The following is a 17,705-nucleotide window of genomic DNA, read 5'->3' as shown; positions in this document are numbered from 1 at the left end:
GATCCTCGCGGCCGCGCGGCGCCCCGCCCGCGACGGGCGGGGCCGGGGGAGGGGTCAACTCTTGAGCCCGGTGAACGCGATCCCCTGCATGATGCGGCGCTGGAAGATCAGCAGCACCACGATGACCGGGATGACCGCCAGGGCCGCGCCCGCCATGATGTAGTACGCCCGCCCGGACTCACTGCTGGCCAGCTGCTGCAGGGCCAGCGGCAGCGTGTAGAGCTCGGGGTCGTTGAGCACCACCAGCGGCCAGACCAGGTCGTTCCAGTGGAAGATGAAGCTGGTGATCGTCACGACCGCCAGCACCGGCTTCGACAGCGGGATGATGATGCGCCAGAAGATCTGCATCCGCCCCGCGCCGTCGATGCGCGCCGCCTCCTCCAGCTCGGTGGGCAGCGACATGAAGAACTGGCGCAGCAGGAAGATGTCCAGCACCGAGGCCACGTTGGGCAGGATCAGGCCCCACCCGGAGTCGAACATGCCGAGCGCCTGGGTGACGTGGATGCGCGGCACCAGCAGCGTGATCGTGGGGACCATCATGCCCGCGAGCAGGACGACGAACAGCTTGTCCCGGCCGGGGAAGGGGATCCTGGCGAAGGCGTAGGCGGCCAGCGCGTCCACGAGGAGCTTGGCGGGCACCAGGATCAGGCAGACCCAGACGCTGTTGACGAACGCCTGGCCCAGCCCGCTGACCTGCAGGACGTGCTCGTAGTTCTCCAGGGTGGGGGAGAACTCGCCGGTCTTGCGGTCGAGCGGCAGCAGGCTGGGCACCTTGGTGTAGACGTCCGAGCCGTGCTTGAACGAGGTCGCCAGCATCCACAGGAACGGGACGACCGACACCAGGGCCAGCAGCACCAGCGCGATGTAGATGGGCGCGAGCCGTACGTTCCTCGCGGCCTTCACGACGCCTCCTGCTTGACGAACTTGAACTGCAGCGCAGTAATGATCATGATGAAGACGAACAGGATGAACGACATCGCGCAGGCCGCGCCCATCGCGTCGTAGCGGAACGCGAACAGGTACAGGTGCAGGACGTAGGTCAGGCCCGACTGCTCGGGGCCGCCGGTGACACTCCTGCCGCCGCCGCCCGAGAAGATCACGTACACCAGGCCGAAGACCTGGAGCGCCGCGATCACGCCGGTGACCAGCAGGTAGAAGGTGGTGGGCCGCAGCATCGGCACGACGATCTTCCAGAACCGCTGGACGGGTCCCGCGCCGTCGATGATCGCCGCCTCGCGGATCGAGTCGGGGATGCCCTTCAGCCCGGCGAGATAGATGATCATCGAGATGCCGCACTGCCAGGCGGCGATGAACGACAGCGCCGGGATGACCAGGTCCGGGGTGTTGAGCCAGTTCTGCGGCGGGATGCCGACCAGTCCGATCATGGTGTTGACCAGGCCGTACTGCGGGTCGTAGAGCCAGCGCCAGATGGCGCCCACGGCTGCCTCGGCGGTCACGACCGGCAGGAACAGCAGCAGCCGGAACATGTTGGAACCCCGGCGGATCGCGTTGATCAGCAGCGCCTGGACGAGCGCGGTGCCCAGCGTCAGCGGTACGGCGATCAGCGTGTACTGCAGGGTGACCTGGACCGACTTCCAGAAGTGCGGATACTTCACGTCGTCGAACAGCAGGTCGGTGTAGTTGGCCAGGCCCACCCAGTTCGGCGCCGTCCGCAGGTTCCAGTCGGTGAAGCTGTAGTAGAGGGCGGCCAGGGCGGGGTAGAGCAGGAAGATGACGAAGTAGATCACCGCGGGGGCGATCAGCAGCCACCCGATGACGTGGTCGCGTCGCCCGAACCCCGGGCGACGGCCTCGCCGCCCGGGAGGAGGCGTCACGGCGGGCTTGTCAGCCAGCACCGGAGATGCCACGTTTGCCTCGCTTTCGCGTTAGCCGTTCCAGCCGAGCAGCGCGCGCGTCTTGTTCGCGGCCTCGGTCAGCGCCTCCTGGGAGGTGACCTTGCCGCTCAGCGCCGACTCGATGGCGGGTGCGATGATCTCGTCGTTGATCTGGATCCACTCCGGCAGCGCCGGCCTGGCCTGGGCGACCTTGAGCTGCTCCAGGAACGCCGCCTGGTCGGGCCCGAACGTGGCCGCGTCCCGCTCGGCCGCCTCGATGTTGGTCGGGAAGCCGCCCAGCGCCTGCGCCAGCGTGGTGTTGTTCTGGGCGTTCGTCAGGAAGGTCAGCCACTTCCACGCCAGCTCGGCGTTCTTGCCCTTGCTGAAGACCACCGCGTTCTCACCGCCGATGTTGCCGGCGGGCTCGGTCTTGTACGGCAGCGGGGCGGTGCTGAACTCCAGGTCGGGGAAGTCCGCCTTGATGGTGGCCACGTCCCACGGGCCGGAGATCATCATTCCGGCGAGGCCGTTCTCGAAGGGCTTGTCCGAGTCGGTGATCTGCCGGGGCGACGAGGGCAGCAGGTCCACCCAGAGCTGGAGCGCCTCGACCGCGGGCGGCTGGTCGAACAGGATCTTCTTGCTCTTCTCGTCGACGAGGGAGCCTCCGGCGCCCCCGACGAAGCCCGGCCACATCCAGCCGCCGTAGCCGTCGCCCTTCGGCACGACCATGCCCGCGGTCTTCGGGTCGGCCTGGTGGATCTTCGCGGCCGTCGCCTTGAGCTCGTCCCAGGTCTTGGGAGGCGTCGGCACCAGCTTCTTGTTGTAGAAGAGCGCCACCGCGGTGTGGTCGAGCGGCAGCCCGTAGAGCTTGTCGTTCACCTTGTTGGTGTTGAGGGCGCCCTCGTAGAAGATCTTCTCGTCGACCGTGCCGGCGGGCATCTCCTTGATGGTGCCGTCCAGCGCGTACCTGGCGACCAGCGGCTGGTCCAGGATGCCGACGTCGGGGACGGTCCCGGCGGCGACGGCGCTGCCCAGCTTGGTGTTGTAGTCGTCCTTGGGGATCTTGACGATCTTGACGGTGACGTTGTTGGCCTTCTCGAAGTCGGCACGCAGCTTCTCGATGACCTCCCCCGCCTGCGGGGTGCGGTCCTGGAACATCCAGTAGGTCAGTGTCGTGGCCTCCGAGGCCGTCCCGTTGTCGCCGCCGCAGGCGACGAGTCCGGCGAGCAGTGCCATACCGGCCGCAGCCCCTGTGACTCTCCTGATCATTTCTTCCTCCTGATGGGGGGTGCAACGGACGATAATGTAAGATGTGAAAAAAGTTCAGTCCCCTTAAGAAACGCTTTGGTAACACGGAGGAGAGGCGGGCGTAGGTCACCCGTGGGGCAGGGGCCGTCCGGAGGCTCGAGGGCGGGGCGAAGATCTTCGAGTTCTCAATTACCATGTGCCGTGACATGGGGAGGTGGGCCATCGTGAGGCCCGAGCGCAGGACGGTCCGCGACGTGCGCAAGGGCAACCGGGCCATGCTGCTGCGGACCCTCTACTTCAGCGGCCCCGTGACCCGCAACGAGCTGACCAGGCTCACCGGCCTCAGCGCCGCCACGGTCAGCAGCATGACGGGCGACCTTCTCGCCGAGAACATCGTCGTCGAGGCCGGCCAGGCCGAGTCCGACGGCGGCCGCCCCCGCGCCATCCTCCGCGTCAACCCCGTGTACGGCCACGTGGTCGGCGTCGACGTCGCCGAGACCCACGTGCGCGTCGAGCTGTTCGACCTCGAGATGAACGAGCGGGCGAGGGTCGAGTACGCCCTGCGTCCCGGCGGCCACCAGATCGAGCTCGTGGTGCGCCACATCCTCGCCGGGGTCGAGGTCGTCCTCGACGAGGCGGGCGTCCCGGCCGATCAGGCCCTCGGCGTGGGGGTGGGCGTTCCCGGCATCGTCGAGGACGGTCCCGACGCGCTCATCCACACCAGGACCTTCGGCTGGGACGGCGTACCCATGGGAGCGCTCCTACGGGCCGGCACCACGCTCCCGCTGTTCGTCGAGAACGGTGCCAAGGCGCTGGGACGCGCCGAGCTGTGGCCCGCCCTCCGCCGCGGCGGCGACCCGGGCCGCGACGGCGCGGGGCGCGGCACCGGCGGCACCGGCGGCACCGCGCCCGGTTCCGGTGGCCGGGGTGGTTCGGGTGGTTCGGGCGGCTTGGCGGGCCCGGGTGGTCCGGGGCGCGAGAGCGACGGCGCGGGACGCGGGTCCGGTGACGCGGTGATCGTGCTGATCGGCTCCGGCATCGGGGCCGCCATCGTCTCCGACAGCGTGACCTTCCGCGGAGTGAGCAGCAGCGCGGGGGAGTGGGGCCACACCAAGATAGTGGTGAACGGCCGGATCTGCCGGTGCGGCGGGCGCGGCTGCCTGGAGGCCTACATCGGGGCCGAGGGCATCCTCGACCGCGCCGGGGTGCCCACCCGGACGACCGACTGGCAGGCCGAGCTGGCCGCCCTGGTGGAGTCCAGATCGCCGGTGATCACCCAGACCGTCACCTACCTGGGCGTCGGCCTGTCCAACCTGATCAACCTCATCAACCCCGAGCGGATCGTCATCGGCGGCTGGCTCGGGCTCCTGCTCGGCCGGCACCTGCTCGACGACATCCGCGCCGCCTCGGCGGAGAACTCCCTGCCCCGGCCGTACGCGGCGACCTCCATCGTCCTGGGCCGCCTCGGCCCCGACGCCGTGGCCCACGGAGCCGCCACCCTCGTCCTGGACGAGTTCCTGAACGCCCACCCCTCCGCGCGGATCCCCGCGTCCCGCTGACCCGGTTCCGGCTGATCCGGGGGGAGTCATCCGGCCGGAAGGGGTCCCGCCGCCCTGGACGGCTTCGCGGGCCGGGCTCGCGAAGCCGTCGTGCCCTGACCGGGAAAGACGGGGGTGACACGAGGTGGGTGCCTGTTAGATCCTATTTGCCCAGGTGAGAGCCTTAAAGTATGAGATATTCAGACAGGGGCGGTGGGCTGTCCGCCCAGGAGCGGGCCAGGCGCGAGAGGCTGCGGTTCCAGGCCGCGGACATGTTCGCGGGGGAGATCGCGCCGGCGCGGGTGGCCCGGCTGCTGGGAATCACCCGGAAGTCCGCCTACGAGTGGTACGCGCTCTGGCGGCGGGGCGGCAGGGCGGCACTGGCCTCCAAGGGCACCGGTAGCGGCCGCAAGCTCACCGACGAGCAACTGGCGCGGCTGGAGGAGGCCCTGGACGAGGGCGCCGCCGCCCACGGCTGGGCCGACAGCCGCTGGACCACCGAGCGTGTCGCCGCGCTGATCGCGGAGAGGTTCCAGGTCTCCTACACCGCGCGCGGGGTGGCCTACCTGCTGGACCGGCTGGGGTGGACCGGCCGTTTCCAGCTGCCGGTACGCCGGACGGGGCGGCGGACGGGGTGACCGGAGGGGCGGCGGACGGGGTGGTCGGAGGGGCGGCGGACGGGGTGGTCGGAGGGATGGCGGACGGGGTGCGGATTCCCGGTGCGGGCGGGTTCGTGATCTCCACTCCGGTGTAACCTCCGCCTTTCCTTTCCGGCGACAATCCCGGACCAAGGCTTTGTCCTCTCTGGGGAGAAAGTCCTTATGCCTGTGAACTAGCGTCTTACGTGTCGTCGATTCAGCATATTTCCTGGAAATCTGTTCGGCGCCCTGTAAGTCCTGGCGGCACGCCGGGTTAAACCATCAGACACGGAGTGATTCTTCATGTTCAAGCATGCTCTCGCCGCCGGAACCTTGGTGGCATCCACCCTGATCGTCGGCATGACGGTGTCGGCTCAGCCCGCCGGCGCAAGCGCGATGACCCAGCAGGTCTCGGCGGTCGCCGGAAGCAGCAGCCACGACCCCTTCAATCCTTTCGGCTTCTACCCTCGCTATTCGCCCTTTGGTTTCTACAATCACCACGTTCCTTTTGGCTTCCAGTCCTATCACCGTCCCTTTTTCTTTCACACCCACTGGTAAGACAGGAAACGGTAGAACACGGTAATGGCCGAGGCGCGGCGGCGCCGGGTGTGGTGACCACGCCCGGCGCCGTTCGCCGTCACGGTGCCGGTGGCACCGATGGTGTCGCCGCCGCCCGTCGCGGCCCGGCCGCACGATCCGGCCGGGCCGATCGTCGCCGTCCGTACGCCGTCCGGCCGAACGGCTTGAAGACCGAGAGCACCACGTTGAGCACGTAGAGAGTCAGCGCGACGCTCGGCGCGATGACCAGGACGCGGTCCACGCCGCCGAGATCCAGGGAGAGCAGCTCCCCGGGGAGGGCCTTCGACACCGTGGCGGCGGCAGTCTCGATGTGGGAACGCAACGCGAGCACGGACGCGGTGGCCGCGACCAGCGTGGTCACCAGCTTGAGCAGCACCCAGCGGTACCTGACGAATCCCCACGGCGTGCCCAGGCAGAGCAGCACGCCGGTCAGCAACGCGCCGAGGCTCACCGGGACGATCAGCACGTCACCGAAGACGTCCATGGCCAGGTAGGAGGCCCGCAGCACCTCCGGATCCCCGGTCGTCAGCGCGGCGACCCCGAGGCTGAGCAGGCCCAGGTCGAGCCCGAGCCAGCCGACCGAGATCACCACGTGCAGGGTCAGGACGGTCTTGCGGACCGGAGGCGGCATGACCGGCACGGGGCGGCGGGCGGTACGCCGCGCGGTGCGGTCGTCGAAGGCGGTGCGGTCGTCGGAGGGGGCGGTCGGGGGCATGGGCGCCTTCCGGGCACGTGCCGCGCCGCGTACCGGACCCCGCCTCGCGGGCCGTCAGGGGGCCTCAGGGCGTGGGGAGGACCGGCGAAACGGCCCGGCGGGAGCGGAACGGGATCGTCATGGTGTCCACTCCACTCTGGCCGGGAACGTCCACCGGGCCGTCCTCCACCGGTTGGCCTCTCACGTACGCCCTCCGTCGTACGGGGACGTCATCCGTGAGGGCGGCCCGTCTTCGTACCGCCCCGCGCGGGGCGGAAGGTGTCCGGGCCGGGGACGCGCGGCGGGCGCGTCCCGGGAGCCGCTCGCGGCGGCTCAGCCCGCTTCCGTCGTCGTGCCCGGAGCGGTACGTGACTGCCGGCGCATCGCCAGGACGATGTCCGCGATCGCGATCACGGCCAGCACGGCCATCGCGACGGTGAGCCAGGTGATCCCGGCCACGAGGCCGAGCACTCCGAGGCCGATCACCGCTATCAGGGCGAACGAGCCCAGGCGAATGTGAACGACGTCACGCGGGGTGGCCGCGACCATGGGCTTCCCGCTCGCCGAAGTCTCCTCCGGCATCTGTCCTTCGGCCGTCATGTCTTCCCTCCTTGGTTGAGACGCACCCTTTACCCGGATGCTCCGCTGTCATGTGTCCAGCTCACGTCCGTCGTGGCTGCTCGAGGGCCTCCACCAGTTCTTCGGGGTCGGAGACCGTCAGGGTTGCGCCCGGATGGGCCAGGAAACCGCCGGGCACCAGAGCGGGCACCGGAGTGTGGAACCGGACGCACACGCCCCGCCTGGTGTTGGTGCCGAACGTCACCCCGCGGTCGGCCAGCGACAGGTGTGGCCCGATGGCCTTCCACGGCGCGTACGGGCCCGTCACGGTGGTGCCCGCGACGTTGGACAGGGGCGTGCGCAGCGACCAGAAGCCGAAGCGGACCGAGAACTCGCCCTCGCGGACCTCGGCGAAGGCCCTGCCGGGTCCCACCCCGAACAGCAGCAGCGGTATCCGCCACGCCGGGTCGAAGTCGAACGCGAAGCGCGTCATCCCGTCAGGACTCCCACGGGGCGGTCTCGCCCATCTTGGCGTAGTACTTGGCCAGGTGGGCCTTGATCCGGCCGAGGTCCTCCTCGGGCACCTTGACCCCGCCCCTGGCCCCCTGCAGGATCCCTCCCGCGGCCCGCACGGCATGGGGCACCACCTTGAGCCTGCCGTCGATCACGTCGGCGATGGGGAGCTTGTAGCTTCCGAAGTTCTCCGGTTCGTCGCCGTCGTACCAGAGGTGGGCCTCCCGGTAGCGGTCGTTGGGCTCCTCCGTGGCGCCCGACCACGAGCGGACGCGTTTCTCGGCCGCCTCACCGTCCCAGGTCCTGTCGTGATCGGCCAGTGGCAGATCCTGAAATCGGGTGACCGTCATGAGCTCGCTCCCTTCGTCGAGGGTTTTCCTACCCGGGTGACCGGACCCATGCCTGCCGGCGACATATTTGGACTTTCCCAGGGGAGGGGATCGGCATGACCGAGACTCCTGAGGTGAGCGAAGACACGGCCGAGCGTGACACCCCCGAGCAGGACCCGCCGCCCGCGGGCCCGCGAGGGGCCGACGGCGAGACCCGGGTCGTGGCGGAGCGGTCGGGGTCGGACACGACCTTCCCCGAGCGGCCGCTGCTGGCGGACCCCGACGACGCGCGCCGTACCCCGGAAGAGGAAAGCCCCGAGGGTGCGAGCCAGGCGGCGGCCGACGACAAGGCCGACGACGGGGTCGGCGACGGGGCCGAAGCCGAGGTCGGTGCCGAGGACGGCGATGGCGGTGATGGCGGGGCCGAGGAGAGCGAGGGGGACAGGAAGGGCACTTCCGGCAACGGGACGCCGGAACCGGAGGTCGGCCCGGCCTCCTGACCCCGGCCTTCCGGGAGTCACCCTTCCGAGTCACCCTTCCGGGAGGTACCCGGCCTCCTGGGAGTGCTCTCTCCGAAGCCTTCCGGTTCGAAGCCTCCCGGCCCGGCGGCCTCCGGGGAGTCACTCCCCGAACGCGGCGGCGGGGGTCCCGGAGAACCGGGACCCCCGCCACACGGTCGAGGTTCAGCTCTTGAAAGCGTCCTTGACCTTCTCCGCGCCGTCCTTCAGCTTCTCCCCGGCCTGCTTGAGGCGGCTGTCGGCCTGGTCGGTCCTGCCTTCGGCCTCGAGTCGCTCGTCGCCGGTGGCGCGTCCCGCGCCCTCCTTGACCTTGCCCCCGAGCTCTTCGGCCTTGTTGGCAATCTTGTCGTCGGCACCCATGGTGCAATTCCTCCCGTTGTGGAATCTTGTCCATGCGGTGGTTCCCCTCTCCTGCAGAAGAGGGGGTAAACATGCCCGCCCCGGAGGCCGGGCCGATCCGGCACCGGCCGGCCGATGGGGACGCCCGGAGGACGGGTGCGCGGGTCATGCCCGCTCCCCGGGGCCGCCGGTCGGCCGGTACCGGCCGGGTCGCCTCCGCCGCCGGAAGCCGCCCGTACGGCGGGATCACATCCCTCGCCGGAGGCGGGGCACGCCCCGGCCGCGAAACGCCCGTGCCGTGCCGTGGCCGCGAAACGGCCACACCGGCTTCGGAACGGCGCCGTGTCCGGTTCCGGAGCGGCCGGGTGCGGTTACGGAGCGGCCGGGTGCGGTTACGGAGCGGCCGGGTGCGGTTACGGAGCGGCCGGGTCCGGCGGGAAAACGGAATGACGGACGCTGCGCTTTCAGCGGAAAGCGCTGACAGCGAACGAGCGGAAAACGCGGTCCCCGGCGGGACTATGGTCGCGAGTATTCGTTATTCGAAAACCCCGGGTTCGGAGTAGGTGGAAGACATGAGCGGTCCCCAGATCGTCCCCGAAGACCAGCTGTACCAGCGGCTGCTGCGCAAGCGGATCGTCGTGCTCGGCGGCGAGGTGAACGACGAGGTCGCCAACCGGATCTGCGGGGAGCTGCTCCTGCTCTCCGCCGACGACGACCGGCGCGACATCTGGCTCTACATCAACTCGCCCGGTGGCTCGGTGTCGGCCGGAATGGCCATCTACGACGTGATGCAGTACATCTCCAACGACGTCGCCACCGTGGCCATGGGCATCGCGGGGTCCATGGGGCAGTTCCTGCTCTGCTCCGGCGCCCCGGGCAAGCGCTACATCCTGCCGCACGCCAGGGTGATCATGCATCAGCCCTCGGGGGGCCTCGGGGGCACGGCCGCCGACATCGCCATCCAGGCCGAGCAGATGCTCTACACCAAGCAGACGATGCGCGAGCGGATCGCCTTCCACACCGGCCAGCCGCTGGAGCGGATCGAGGAAGACTGGGACCGCGACCGCTGGTTCACCGCCACCGAGGCCAGAGACTACGGTTTCGTCGACCAGGTCATCCGGAACACCAGCGAGGTGGTGTCCGAGGGCTGACATTCCGTTCCCGAGGCGACTTTCTCCCGGGACGATCGCACCCTGGGAATAATTTCGCTTCCGGGGTGGTTTCGCGCGGAATGGCCTGGCGCCATTTCCCGTTGAGGCAGGAAACGGCGCCACGGCGATAAAACATAAGACATCGCCCCGCCGGCCATTGAACGGCTGCCGCCCGATCGCTTGAACGGCAGTCTTCCGGCCGCCCTCCGATCGCCCTCCGGTCACCCACCTCCTGACCGCTTCCCGGCCACCTCTGGCCGCCCCCCGCCCGTAGTGGCTCCGGCAGTGTGGTTCCGCCCATAGTGGCGCCGTCGGTGGTGGCGCCGTCAGTGGTGGCAGAGCAGGCAGCGCACGGCGTGTTCGAGAGACTCCGCGTCGGTGACGGGTGAGGGCCAGGGAAGCCGGATCAGCGTCGGGTCGTCCACGCCACAGCGCACGGTCGCCCCGAAGCGGTCGAGCTCCCAGAGCCAGGCCTCCGGCACCGGCGCGGCGAGCAGGGAGCCCAGCGCGGTCTCCAGCTGCCTGCGGTGGACGTCGTTGACGTGGCGGAGCATGCGCTCGGCCTCGCCCATCAGCGGATCGGGGGCGGCGCCGAGATACTCCTCGGCGTCCAGCACACCCGACTCGGGCCCGGCGAGATAGATCACCCTGCCGATGTCGACGCGAAGCAGCCGGGGGCCGTCCGTCCCCTCCAGCACCTCGAACAGGGCCTCGTCGGGGCAGCGCTCGGCGATCGCCACCGCCGTCTCCCTCACCTCGGCCTCGGGCACGGCCTGCACCCAGCCCTGCACCTTGAGCAGGCCGCGCGACAGCTCGTGCTCTCCCAGCGAGCGGTTCGACGTCAGATCCACGGTCACCACGGGCTCGTCCCGCGTGTCATGGAGCGGGTCGCCCGGCAGGACGAGAAGCACGGGCCGGCCGGCGCCGTCCACGCCGCCCTTGGCGGGCCTTGCGGGGCCGGTGGCTCCGGAGACGGACACGTGGGTGGGAGCGGCCGTGGCGGCGAGGGTGCGGACCCGCTCGGGGATCGGCGGAGCGGTGACGGGCTGCATGGACCGGCTCTCCTTGAAGGTCGGGAGATACAGCTGTTGCTGTGTAAGATTAGCCTTGCCTAACTAAGGTAGACCTAACCACAAAGGAGTGAGCATGCGCTACACCGGACCGAAGGTGCGGCTGTCCCGGAGGGCCGGCGTGCCGCTGACCCGCAAGGCCGTTCGCTACTTCGAGGAGCGCCCCTACCCGCCGGGTGAGCACGGTCGCAAGACCAACCGGCGGCAGACCGGTGACTATGGGCTGCGGTTGATGGAGAAGCAGAAGCTCCGCTGGTACTACGACGTCTCCGAGCGGCAGATGCGCCGCTACTGGGACCTGGCGTTGCGCGGCACCGGACGTGCGGGCGCGGAGCTGGTGGTGCTGCTGGAGACGCGCCTCGCCTCCCTGGTCCTGCGCTCCGGCCTCGCCCCGTCCATTTACGCGGCCCGCCAGTACGTCGCCCACGGCCACATCACCGTGGACGGCCGCAAGGTCGACATCCCCAGCTACCTGGTCAAGCCGGGCCAGGTCATCGCGGTGCGCGAGAAGTCACGCCGGATGCAGCCCTTCGTCGCCGCGTCCGAGGGTGTGTACGCGGACGACCGGATCGCCGCCTATCTCGACGTCGATCACGCCGAGCTCACGTTCACCCTGTTCAGCCGCCCGCTGCGCGAGCAGATCGTGGTCCCGGTGGACGAGCAGCTCGTGGTGGAGTTCTACTCGCGCTGACCTGACGCCGATCCGCGGCGCCGGCCCGCTGCCCCCCGGGTGGCGGGCTTTCTCGCGCCACCGTTCCTTCGCGCGCCCTTGGGGTCCGAACCGCCGCCTCCCTCCGGGCGCGCGTCGCCGTTCGCCGCGGTTCTCGACGGGGTGTTCCGGGCGTCGCCGTTCGCCGTGTCCCCGGAGTCCGGGCCGCCGTTTCCTGCTGAGCGCGCGTCGCCGTTCGCCGCCGTGTTCCCGAGGGGCGGCCCGGGGTCCGGGGCGCCGTTTCCCGCCGCGCGCGGGCGGCCCTTCGCGGCCGGGCCCGGACCGCCGTTCGGCGTCACCGGGACCCGGTCCCGCAGCTCCCGCACCTCGGCCCGGAGCGCGGCCAGCTCGGTGAGCACCGCCCTGCCCAGGTCCTCGGTCGCCTGCATGGACTCCTCGGCGTGCTCCTCCTCCATCGCGCTGACCACCACCGCGATGAACAGGTTCAGCACCACGAAGGTGCACACCAGCATGAACGCCACGAAGAACACCCACGCCGAGGGGTGCTGGGCCATCACCTCGCGGGTGATGTCGGACCAGGCGTCCCCGGTCATCATCTGGAACAGGGTGAACAGCGAGGTGGGCAGGTCGCCGAAGTACTCCGGGGCGGTGACGTGGTAGAGCTTCGTGCCCATCACCGCCGTGACGTAGAGCACCAGTGCCAGCAGCAGCACGATCGAGCTCATCCCCGGCAGCGCGGTGAGCAGCGCGGTCACCACCCGGCGCAGGCTCGGCACCACGGAGATCAGCCGCAGCGCCCGCAGGATCCGCAGCGCCCGCAGCACCGAGAGCCCGCCCGCCGTGGGCAGCAGCGAGACCGTCACGATCGCGGCGTCGAAGAGGTTCCACGGGTTGCGGAAGAACCGCCAGCCGTAGGCGTAGAGCTTGGCGGCCAGTTCGGCGACGAAGACGTAGAGCGCCAGGTGGTCGACGAGGGTGAGCAGCGTGCCGTACCGCTCGACGGCCGACACGGAGGTCTCCAGCCCGAGGGTGGCCGCGTTGATCACGATGACGGCGATGATGAACTGCTGGAAACGGTGCGTTTCGAGCAGGCGGCGGAGACGCTCGCGCGGTGGCACGGGGGGCTCCCGGGGGTCGGAGAGGCCAGGGACAAGCCAAGATCATAACGGACTGGTGAAGTTCCGGATCCGCCGTTGATGTCATGAAACATTACGGTCATTCGATCTTTGCCGTCCGGAAACATGACATGTTCCGAAAATGTGCACCGCGCACGCTGTTTCCCTGGCACGGCGGCCCGGCCCGCGCGGCCCGTGTCCCCGGTGTTTGTCGGAACCGAGGCTCTACGTGACCGCGGCTCTTCGGGTGTCGGGGGCCTCCCGTCCTGGCGTCGCGTCACCGGTGAGCCACCTGCCGTCGGTCATGAGGTCGCGGCCGATGAGCTCATTCACCCCGCGCCAGGCTTGTACCTGGCGCGGGGCCAGGCGGAAGTAGGGGTAGCCGCCGCGTTGTTCGCGGGGGTCGAAGCCGGTCTTGGCAGTGAAGGCGTCGCCGACCTCGTCCGGGATCTCGGCGGCGGGGATCGTCTCGCGGAGTTCGGCGTTGATGAGGACGACGTCGCGCGTGTGGCCGAGCGCGATCCTGATCGTGCCCGTCGCTTCCAGGAACCGGGCTGTGGGGTTGGTTCCGGCTGTGGAGATGAGCAGGGTGTGGCCGTCCCAGAGGAACGACAGCGGCACGAGGCAGGACGAGCCGGCCGGGTCGGCGGTGGCGAACCAGGCGTCGATGTCGTGTTCGAGCCGGTCCAGGGTGTCGCGGATCCGCTGGTCGAGGGGGCGGGCCGGAGGGCCGGCCATGCTCATGCTCATCATCTCCACAGCCAAGGGGGGTGCGGTGGGTTCACCGGACGAGGCGGGAGGCGGCCTCCCAGGTGAACCCGTCCGGGTCGGTGAAGGTGCCGGCGTCGGTGTCGATGATGAGCCGGTGTGAGCCGGTTCCCTCGATGGGGACGCCGGCGTCCTTGGCGGCGGCGCGGCGGCTGTAGAGGGCCAGCCTGACGGGCGCGGTGGCGAACTCGACGTACTTGCGACCGAAGCTCCTGGTCACCGACAGGCCGCGCTCGACGTAGAAGCGCTTGGTCACGGCGACGTCGTCGACGCCCAGCAGGAGCACGATGTCGTCGATGTTCCGGGTGGCCGGTCCGGTGTCCTTCTTCGACGACGATGCGATCTTCCAGAGCGTGCCGTACGGATCACGCAGGACACCGCCATACCCCCAGAAGCTCTTCGCGGGTGGTTTCAGGGCGGTCGCACCGCCCTGCAGAGCGGTGCCGAAGAGGCTGTCCACCGTGCTCGGCTGGGACACCACCAGCGACATGAGGTACCCGCGGAAGCCGGTCGTGGGCGCCTGCGAGGCGCGGGCGAGTACGTGGGCTCCCACGCCGAAAGCGGTGGCGTAGAAGTCATCGGCGGACGCGGGGTCGGGGACTTCGAACGTGACGGAGTGAATGGAGGTCATCGCGGTTTCCTTCTCGTCAGTCCTGGATGAGGCCGAGGACGTTGCCATCTGGGTCGGTGAAGGTGGCCACCAGGCGGCCGCCGCCGACGTCGTGCGCCGCCTCCCGCACCGTGGCCCCTGCGGCGGTCACCTCGGCGAGCTTCGCCTCGATGTCCGGCACGTGCCAGTAGGCCACCGGGGCGGTCATGCCCTGCGGTCCACCGTTCGGCACCAGTCCGATGTGTTGACCGTCTGCCTCGAAGCCGACGTAGTAAGGAGTGTCGTTCTCCGGCTGGAGGCCGAGCAGGGCTGCGTAGACCTTCTTGGCCCTGGCCAGGTCGGACACGGGGTGCAGCACGGTCTTGATCATGGGTTCTCCCGTAGCGCGATCTGTTGTGCTCCTAGCTTTCATCCCGGCCCGGTCGGTGAGCATCCGTGGCGACCACGGAACCGACCACGGAACCGACCACGGAACCGACCACGGAACCGGCCACGGATCGCTGGCCCGGATAGAGCACGGAGCGGATGCGACAGAATGCGACCATGGCGGCAGAAGGTGATATCTCTCCGAGGGAGGCCGAGGTGCTGGAGCTCCTCGGATCTCGCTTCAGCAACGCTGAGATCGCAGCGCGGCTGTTCATCTCGGTACGCACCGTCGAAAGCCACGTTTCCTCACTTCTGCGCAAGCTGGACGTGCCGGATCGGCGAGCTCTCGCCCAGCGCGCAACCGTCGATCGGCCTCATCGGGAACCGGTCCCCCTGCCGGCCCCGCTGACCTCGTTCATCGGCCGGGCCAGGGAGCGGGCAGAGCTGTCCGAGATGATCATGGCGCACCGCCAGGTGACCGCGACCGGTCCTGGCGGCGTGGGCAAGACCCGGCTCGCGTTGGCGGTGGCAGCGGAGGTGGCCGGCCGGTACGCCGACGGGGTGTGGTTCGTCGACCTGATCCCGGTCACCGATCCCGGCATGATCGCGACCGCTGTCGCGGGTGCGCTGGGACTCGGCGAGCAGCCCGGCCGCGACTTGACCGAGTCGGTGGTCACCGCGCTGGCCGAGCGTCAGGCGTTGCTGGTGTTCGACAACTGCGAGCACGTTGTGGACGGGGTGGCGCCGTTTCTCGAGCGGCTGCTCGCGGCCTGCCCTCGAGTGACCGTGCTGGCGACCGGTCAGGCCCGGCTGATGGTGCCGTTCGAGCGGGTGTATCAGGTCCCGCCGTTGTCGCTGGCCGGTGAGTCGGACGCGGTCGCGTTGTTCATGGAGCGGGCGCAGGCAGCCGGCCGGCCTCTGGATACGCCACAGCACGACCAGATCGCCGCGATCTGTGCGCGGCTGGACGGCATGGCGCTGGCGATCGAGCTGGCCGCGGCCCGCTACCCGACGCTCGGGCTGGACGGCATCACCGCCGCCGTGTCCCACCCGCTTCGGATGCTCACCGGCGGCTCCCGTGCCGATCAGCGGCACCGCTCGGTTCGGGCCGTGCTGGACTGGAGTCACGCCCTGCTGGAGCCGGTCGACCAGGAGCTCCTGCACCGAGTGTCGGTCTTCGTGGCGCCGTTCACCGCATCGGCGGCGGCCGAGGTCACCGGATCCGCGATAGGCGTGGTCACCGACGGACTGGCCCGGCTCGCCGAGCAGAGCCTGCTGGGGGTGACGGCGTCCCCGCAGGGCACCTGCTACCGGGCATTGGAGACCATCCGCCAGTACGGGACGGAACGGCTCAGCCAGACCGGTGAGCTGGCCGGTGCCCGGGCCCGGCACTTGCGCTGGTGCCTCACCCAGGCCGTCGACCTGGCGGCGGCCGGGCAGGACTGGCGGGCCCGGTTCGACGCGGCCGCCGATGACCTCCGCGCGGCGCTGAGGTGGGCGGCGAGCGAACCGGAGCAGCGCGCGGACGCCTACCGCCTGGCCCGGCACCTGGCTGAGCTGACGTTCACCCGCCATCTGATCGGGGAATCGCAGCAGCGATACGAGCAGGCCTCCGCGCTCGCCGACGACCCCGCCGCCACCGCGTCCATGCTCCGGCAGGCCGCGGAGGTGGCCGGCTGTCGTACGCGCGGCGATGACATGTACCGCCTCTACCGCGCCGCCGCGGATGCCGCCCGCCGTACCGGGGACACCGCCGGCGCCGCCGTGGACCTGGCCACCGCCGCCACCGCCGCGTACCGGTTCTCGAGCACGTTCGTGCAGATCCCGTCCGAGGAGGAGGCGGTCGCCCTGGTCTGCGAAGCGCGGGAGCTGGCCGGTGGCGACCCGGCCGCCGAGGCGGCCGTGGCGCTGGCGGAGGCCGGGGTACTCAGCGACGCGTTCGGCGCGGTTCAGGGCCCGGCCGACAACGCCGTGCCGGAGACGCTGGCGCGCGCCGAACGTGCGGTCGAGCTGGCTCGCCGTATCGGTAACCCGCTCGCAGAGTCCGCGGCGCTCGACGCGCTCACCGCGGCACACGCCTGGGCCGGTGACACGTTCGCCTGCGCGGCCACAGCCGGGCGCAGGATCACGCTGCTCTCCTCCATGCCGGACGAGCCGGAGACGCCGGGCGGTGTCCACGAACTGATCGACGGGCTCGGCATGGCCGTTCAGACCAGCCTCGGCGTGGGAAACCCGGCGGACGCCCTCCGGAGGGGGCGGCAACTGGCCGACCATCCGGCACTGGCCGAGGTGGGCCATCGGGCCACAAGCTGGCTGCTGGTCGCCGGCGCGCTGGCGGGCAACGTCCACGAACTGCTCTCTGGCAGCACGCGCTTCCTCGATGCGTGGCGGCGTGCCGGCAGCCCGGCCAAGGCGGCCCTCGGCCCGGCGGCCGCCGCGGTGGCGATGATCCACAACTTCCGAGGCGCCCATGACGACGAGCGCGAATGGCAGGTGGTTCTGGATCGGCTCGGCGACTCATCCGAGCGCACGTACGGCTACGGGGCGCTTTTCGACGCGATGCGGATGCTCCATCACGGGCACGCCGGAGAGGCCATGGAGCGGATGGCGCCCGAACCCGGCGAGGTGTGGAAGTGGGTGACCTGGATCTGGCTTCACTGGTACGTGGCGATACGCGCCGAGGCTACCGTTCTCGCCGGGAGTCCCGACGCGCGCGACCGCCTGGCCGACGCCCGTACTGTCACTGCCGGCAACCCGGTCGCCGGCGCCATCGTGGAGCGGGCGGAATCCTTCCTCGACCAGGACCACAAGCGCCTGCTCGCCACCGCGGACGTGTTCGAGGCCGCCGGTTGCCGCTACCAGGTGGCGCGGACGATGATGCTGGCCGGTGGCGAGCATGCCGCCCGTGGCGCCGCCGTCCTGACTGATCTCGGGCTCGCCCCCATGACCGTTACCTGAGTACGTACGTTGAAGACCGTTCTGATCGTCTCAAGCTCGTCGATCGTCACGGCTTGGGAGGAACCGTCCCGTCACCAAGCACCTGCAGCGTGGATGCGCCGTCCTTCAGGGCGGGGAGGAAACGCGGAACGGTCGCGGATGAGGGTCTCCGGGTTTTGTCGGTGGGCTTCGGTAGGTTGATTGACGTGTCCCGCTTTCGGCTTCGGCC

At 69.9% G+C, this 17,705-nt stretch carries 19 protein-coding genes and 1 pseudogene; 7 read left to right on the top strand and 13 right to left on the bottom strand.

Features of this window, described 5'->3' with window-relative positions; translation table 11 throughout:
* Window positions 1–54: 54 nt before the first annotated feature.
* From ACVCAG_RS41285 to ACVCAG_RS41275, 3 genes are read right to left on the bottom strand one after another with little or no spacing between them, the layout of a single operon-like run.
* A complete protein-coding gene (locus ACVCAG_RS41285; RefSeq protein WP_440088635.1) occupies window positions 55–903 on the bottom strand; it encodes an ABC transporter permease subunit in 849 nt (282 codons plus the stop codon).
* Window positions 900–1,868, bottom strand: a complete 969-nt coding sequence (locus tag ACVCAG_RS41280; RefSeq protein WP_440088633.1) for an ABC transporter permease subunit — start codon at window positions 1,866–1,868, stop codon at window positions 900–902. Before ACVCAG_RS41280 ends, ACVCAG_RS41285 begins: the two co-directional genes overlap by 4 nt.
* A gap of 18 nt (window positions 1,869–1,886) precedes the next feature.
* A complete protein-coding gene (locus ACVCAG_RS41275) occupies window positions 1,887–3,104 on the bottom strand; it encodes an ABC transporter substrate-binding protein (RefSeq protein WP_440088631.1) in 1,218 nt (405 codons plus the stop codon).
* Between the two features lie 185 nt (window positions 3,105–3,289).
* Here ACVCAG_RS41275 and ACVCAG_RS41270 point away from each other — a divergent pair, with 185 nt between their 5' ends.
* The 3 genes and pseudogenes from ACVCAG_RS41270 (at window position 3,290) to ACVCAG_RS41260 (ending at window position 5,817) form a co-directional block, all read left to right on the top strand.
* Window positions 3,290–4,642 (top strand): ROK family protein, encoded by a 1,353-nt coding sequence (locus tag ACVCAG_RS41270; RefSeq protein ID WP_447191423.1) that lies wholly within the window; start codon window positions 3,290–3,292, stop codon window positions 4,640–4,642.
* 170 nt (window positions 4,643–4,812) lie between these two features.
* A pseudogene (locus tag ACVCAG_RS41265) lies at window positions 4,813–5,250 on the top strand (helix-turn-helix domain-containing protein); the annotation flags it as partial.
* A gap of 312 nt (window positions 5,251–5,562) precedes the next feature.
* A complete protein-coding gene (locus tag ACVCAG_RS41260) occupies window positions 5,563–5,817 on the top strand; it encodes a hypothetical protein (protein ID WP_440088629.1) in 255 nt (84 codons plus the stop codon).
* 79 nt (window positions 5,818–5,896) lie between these two features.
* Here the strand turns inward: ACVCAG_RS41260 and ACVCAG_RS41255 are convergent, their stop codons facing one another.
* The 4 genes from ACVCAG_RS41255 to ACVCAG_RS41240 form a co-directional block, all read right to left on the bottom strand.
* Window positions 5,897–6,553: a hypothetical protein gene (locus tag ACVCAG_RS41255; RefSeq protein WP_440088628.1), complete on the bottom strand. Its 657-nt coding sequence runs from the start codon at window positions 6,551–6,553 to the stop codon at window positions 5,897–5,899.
* A 312-nt stretch (window positions 6,554–6,865) separates the two neighbouring features.
* Window positions 6,866–7,132 carry a hypothetical protein gene (locus tag ACVCAG_RS41250; protein ID WP_447191422.1) on the bottom strand — a complete coding sequence of 89 codons (267 nt, stop codon included), beginning with the start codon at window positions 7,130–7,132 and terminating at the stop codon, window positions 6,866–6,868.
* Window positions 7,133–7,193: 61 nt separating this feature from the next.
* Window positions 7,194–7,583 carry a hypothetical protein gene (locus ACVCAG_RS41245; protein WP_440088626.1) on the bottom strand — a complete coding sequence of 130 codons (390 nt, stop codon included), beginning with the start codon at window positions 7,581–7,583 and terminating at the stop codon, window positions 7,194–7,196.
* 4 nt (window positions 7,584–7,587) lie between these two features.
* Window positions 7,588–7,953, bottom strand: coding sequence for a hypothetical protein (locus ACVCAG_RS41240; protein ID WP_447191421.1), 366 nt, complete (start codon window positions 7,951–7,953; stop codon window positions 7,588–7,590).
* 113 nt (window positions 7,954–8,066) lie between these two features.
* Between ACVCAG_RS41240 and ACVCAG_RS41235 the strand changes: the two genes are divergently transcribed.
* A complete protein-coding gene (locus ACVCAG_RS41235; protein WP_440088623.1) occupies window positions 8,067–8,432 on the top strand; it encodes a hypothetical protein in 366 nt (121 codons plus the stop codon).
* Window positions 8,433–8,615: 183 nt separating this feature from the next.
* Here ACVCAG_RS41235 and ACVCAG_RS41230 read toward each other — a convergent pair whose 3' ends face one another.
* On the bottom strand, window positions 8,616–8,810 hold the full coding sequence (locus ACVCAG_RS41230; protein ID WP_440088622.1) for a CsbD family protein: 195 nt from the start codon (window positions 8,808–8,810) through the stop codon (window positions 8,616–8,618).
* 551 nt (window positions 8,811–9,361) lie between these two features.
* Between ACVCAG_RS41230 and ACVCAG_RS41225 the strand changes: the two genes are divergently transcribed.
* Window positions 9,362–9,940 (top strand): ATP-dependent Clp protease proteolytic subunit, encoded by a 579-nt coding sequence (locus ACVCAG_RS41225; RefSeq protein WP_440088621.1) that lies wholly within the window; start codon window positions 9,362–9,364, stop codon window positions 9,938–9,940.
* A 326-nt stretch (window positions 9,941–10,266) separates the two neighbouring features.
* On the opposite strand, the gene ACVCAG_RS41220 is transcribed toward ACVCAG_RS41225, so the two are convergent.
* Window positions 10,267–10,992, bottom strand: a complete 726-nt coding sequence (locus ACVCAG_RS41220; protein WP_447191420.1) for a DUF2470 domain-containing protein — start codon at window positions 10,990–10,992, stop codon at window positions 10,267–10,269.
* Between the two features lie 94 nt (window positions 10,993–11,086).
* Between ACVCAG_RS41220 and rpsD the strand changes: the two genes are divergently transcribed.
* Window positions 11,087–11,701 carry a 30S ribosomal protein S4 gene (rpsD, locus tag ACVCAG_RS41215; RefSeq protein ID WP_440071607.1) on the top strand — a complete coding sequence of 205 codons (615 nt, stop codon included), beginning with the start codon at window positions 11,087–11,089 and terminating at the stop codon, window positions 11,699–11,701.
* Here rpsD and ACVCAG_RS41210 read toward each other — a convergent pair.
* The 4 genes from ACVCAG_RS41210 to ACVCAG_RS41195 form a co-directional block, all read right to left on the bottom strand.
* On the bottom strand, window positions 11,689–12,798 hold the full coding sequence (locus ACVCAG_RS41210) for an ion transporter (RefSeq protein WP_447191419.1): 1,110 nt from the start codon (window positions 12,796–12,798) through the stop codon (window positions 11,689–11,691). The two genes, rpsD and ACVCAG_RS41210, sit on opposite strands and share 13 nt — an antisense overlap.
* Before the next feature lie 222 nt (window positions 12,799–13,020).
* Window positions 13,021–13,539, bottom strand: a complete 519-nt coding sequence (locus ACVCAG_RS41205) for a pyridoxamine 5'-phosphate oxidase family protein (RefSeq protein WP_447191418.1) — start codon at window positions 13,537–13,539, stop codon at window positions 13,021–13,023.
* A gap of 37 nt (window positions 13,540–13,576) precedes the next feature.
* On the bottom strand, window positions 13,577–14,194 hold the full coding sequence (locus ACVCAG_RS41200; protein ID WP_440088617.1) for a glyoxalase: 618 nt from the start codon (window positions 14,192–14,194) through the stop codon (window positions 13,577–13,579).
* Between the two features lie 16 nt (window positions 14,195–14,210).
* Window positions 14,211–14,543 carry a VOC family protein gene (locus ACVCAG_RS41195; RefSeq protein ID WP_440088615.1) on the bottom strand — a complete coding sequence of 111 codons (333 nt, stop codon included), beginning with the start codon at window positions 14,541–14,543 and terminating at the stop codon, window positions 14,211–14,213.
* 173 nt (window positions 14,544–14,716) lie between these two features.
* Between ACVCAG_RS41195 and ACVCAG_RS41190 the strand changes: the two genes are divergently transcribed.
* Window positions 14,717–17,497: a LuxR C-terminal-related transcriptional regulator gene (locus ACVCAG_RS41190; protein WP_440088613.1), complete on the top strand. Its 2,781-nt coding sequence runs from the start codon at window positions 14,717–14,719 to the stop codon at window positions 17,495–17,497.
* Window positions 17,498–17,705: the final 208 nt, after the last annotated feature.

The organism is Streptosporangium sp. G12 (genome assembly GCF_052983175.1).
The sequence above is the reverse complement of the archived record's forward strand: the minus strand, read 5'-3'. Positions and strand labels throughout refer to the sequence as shown.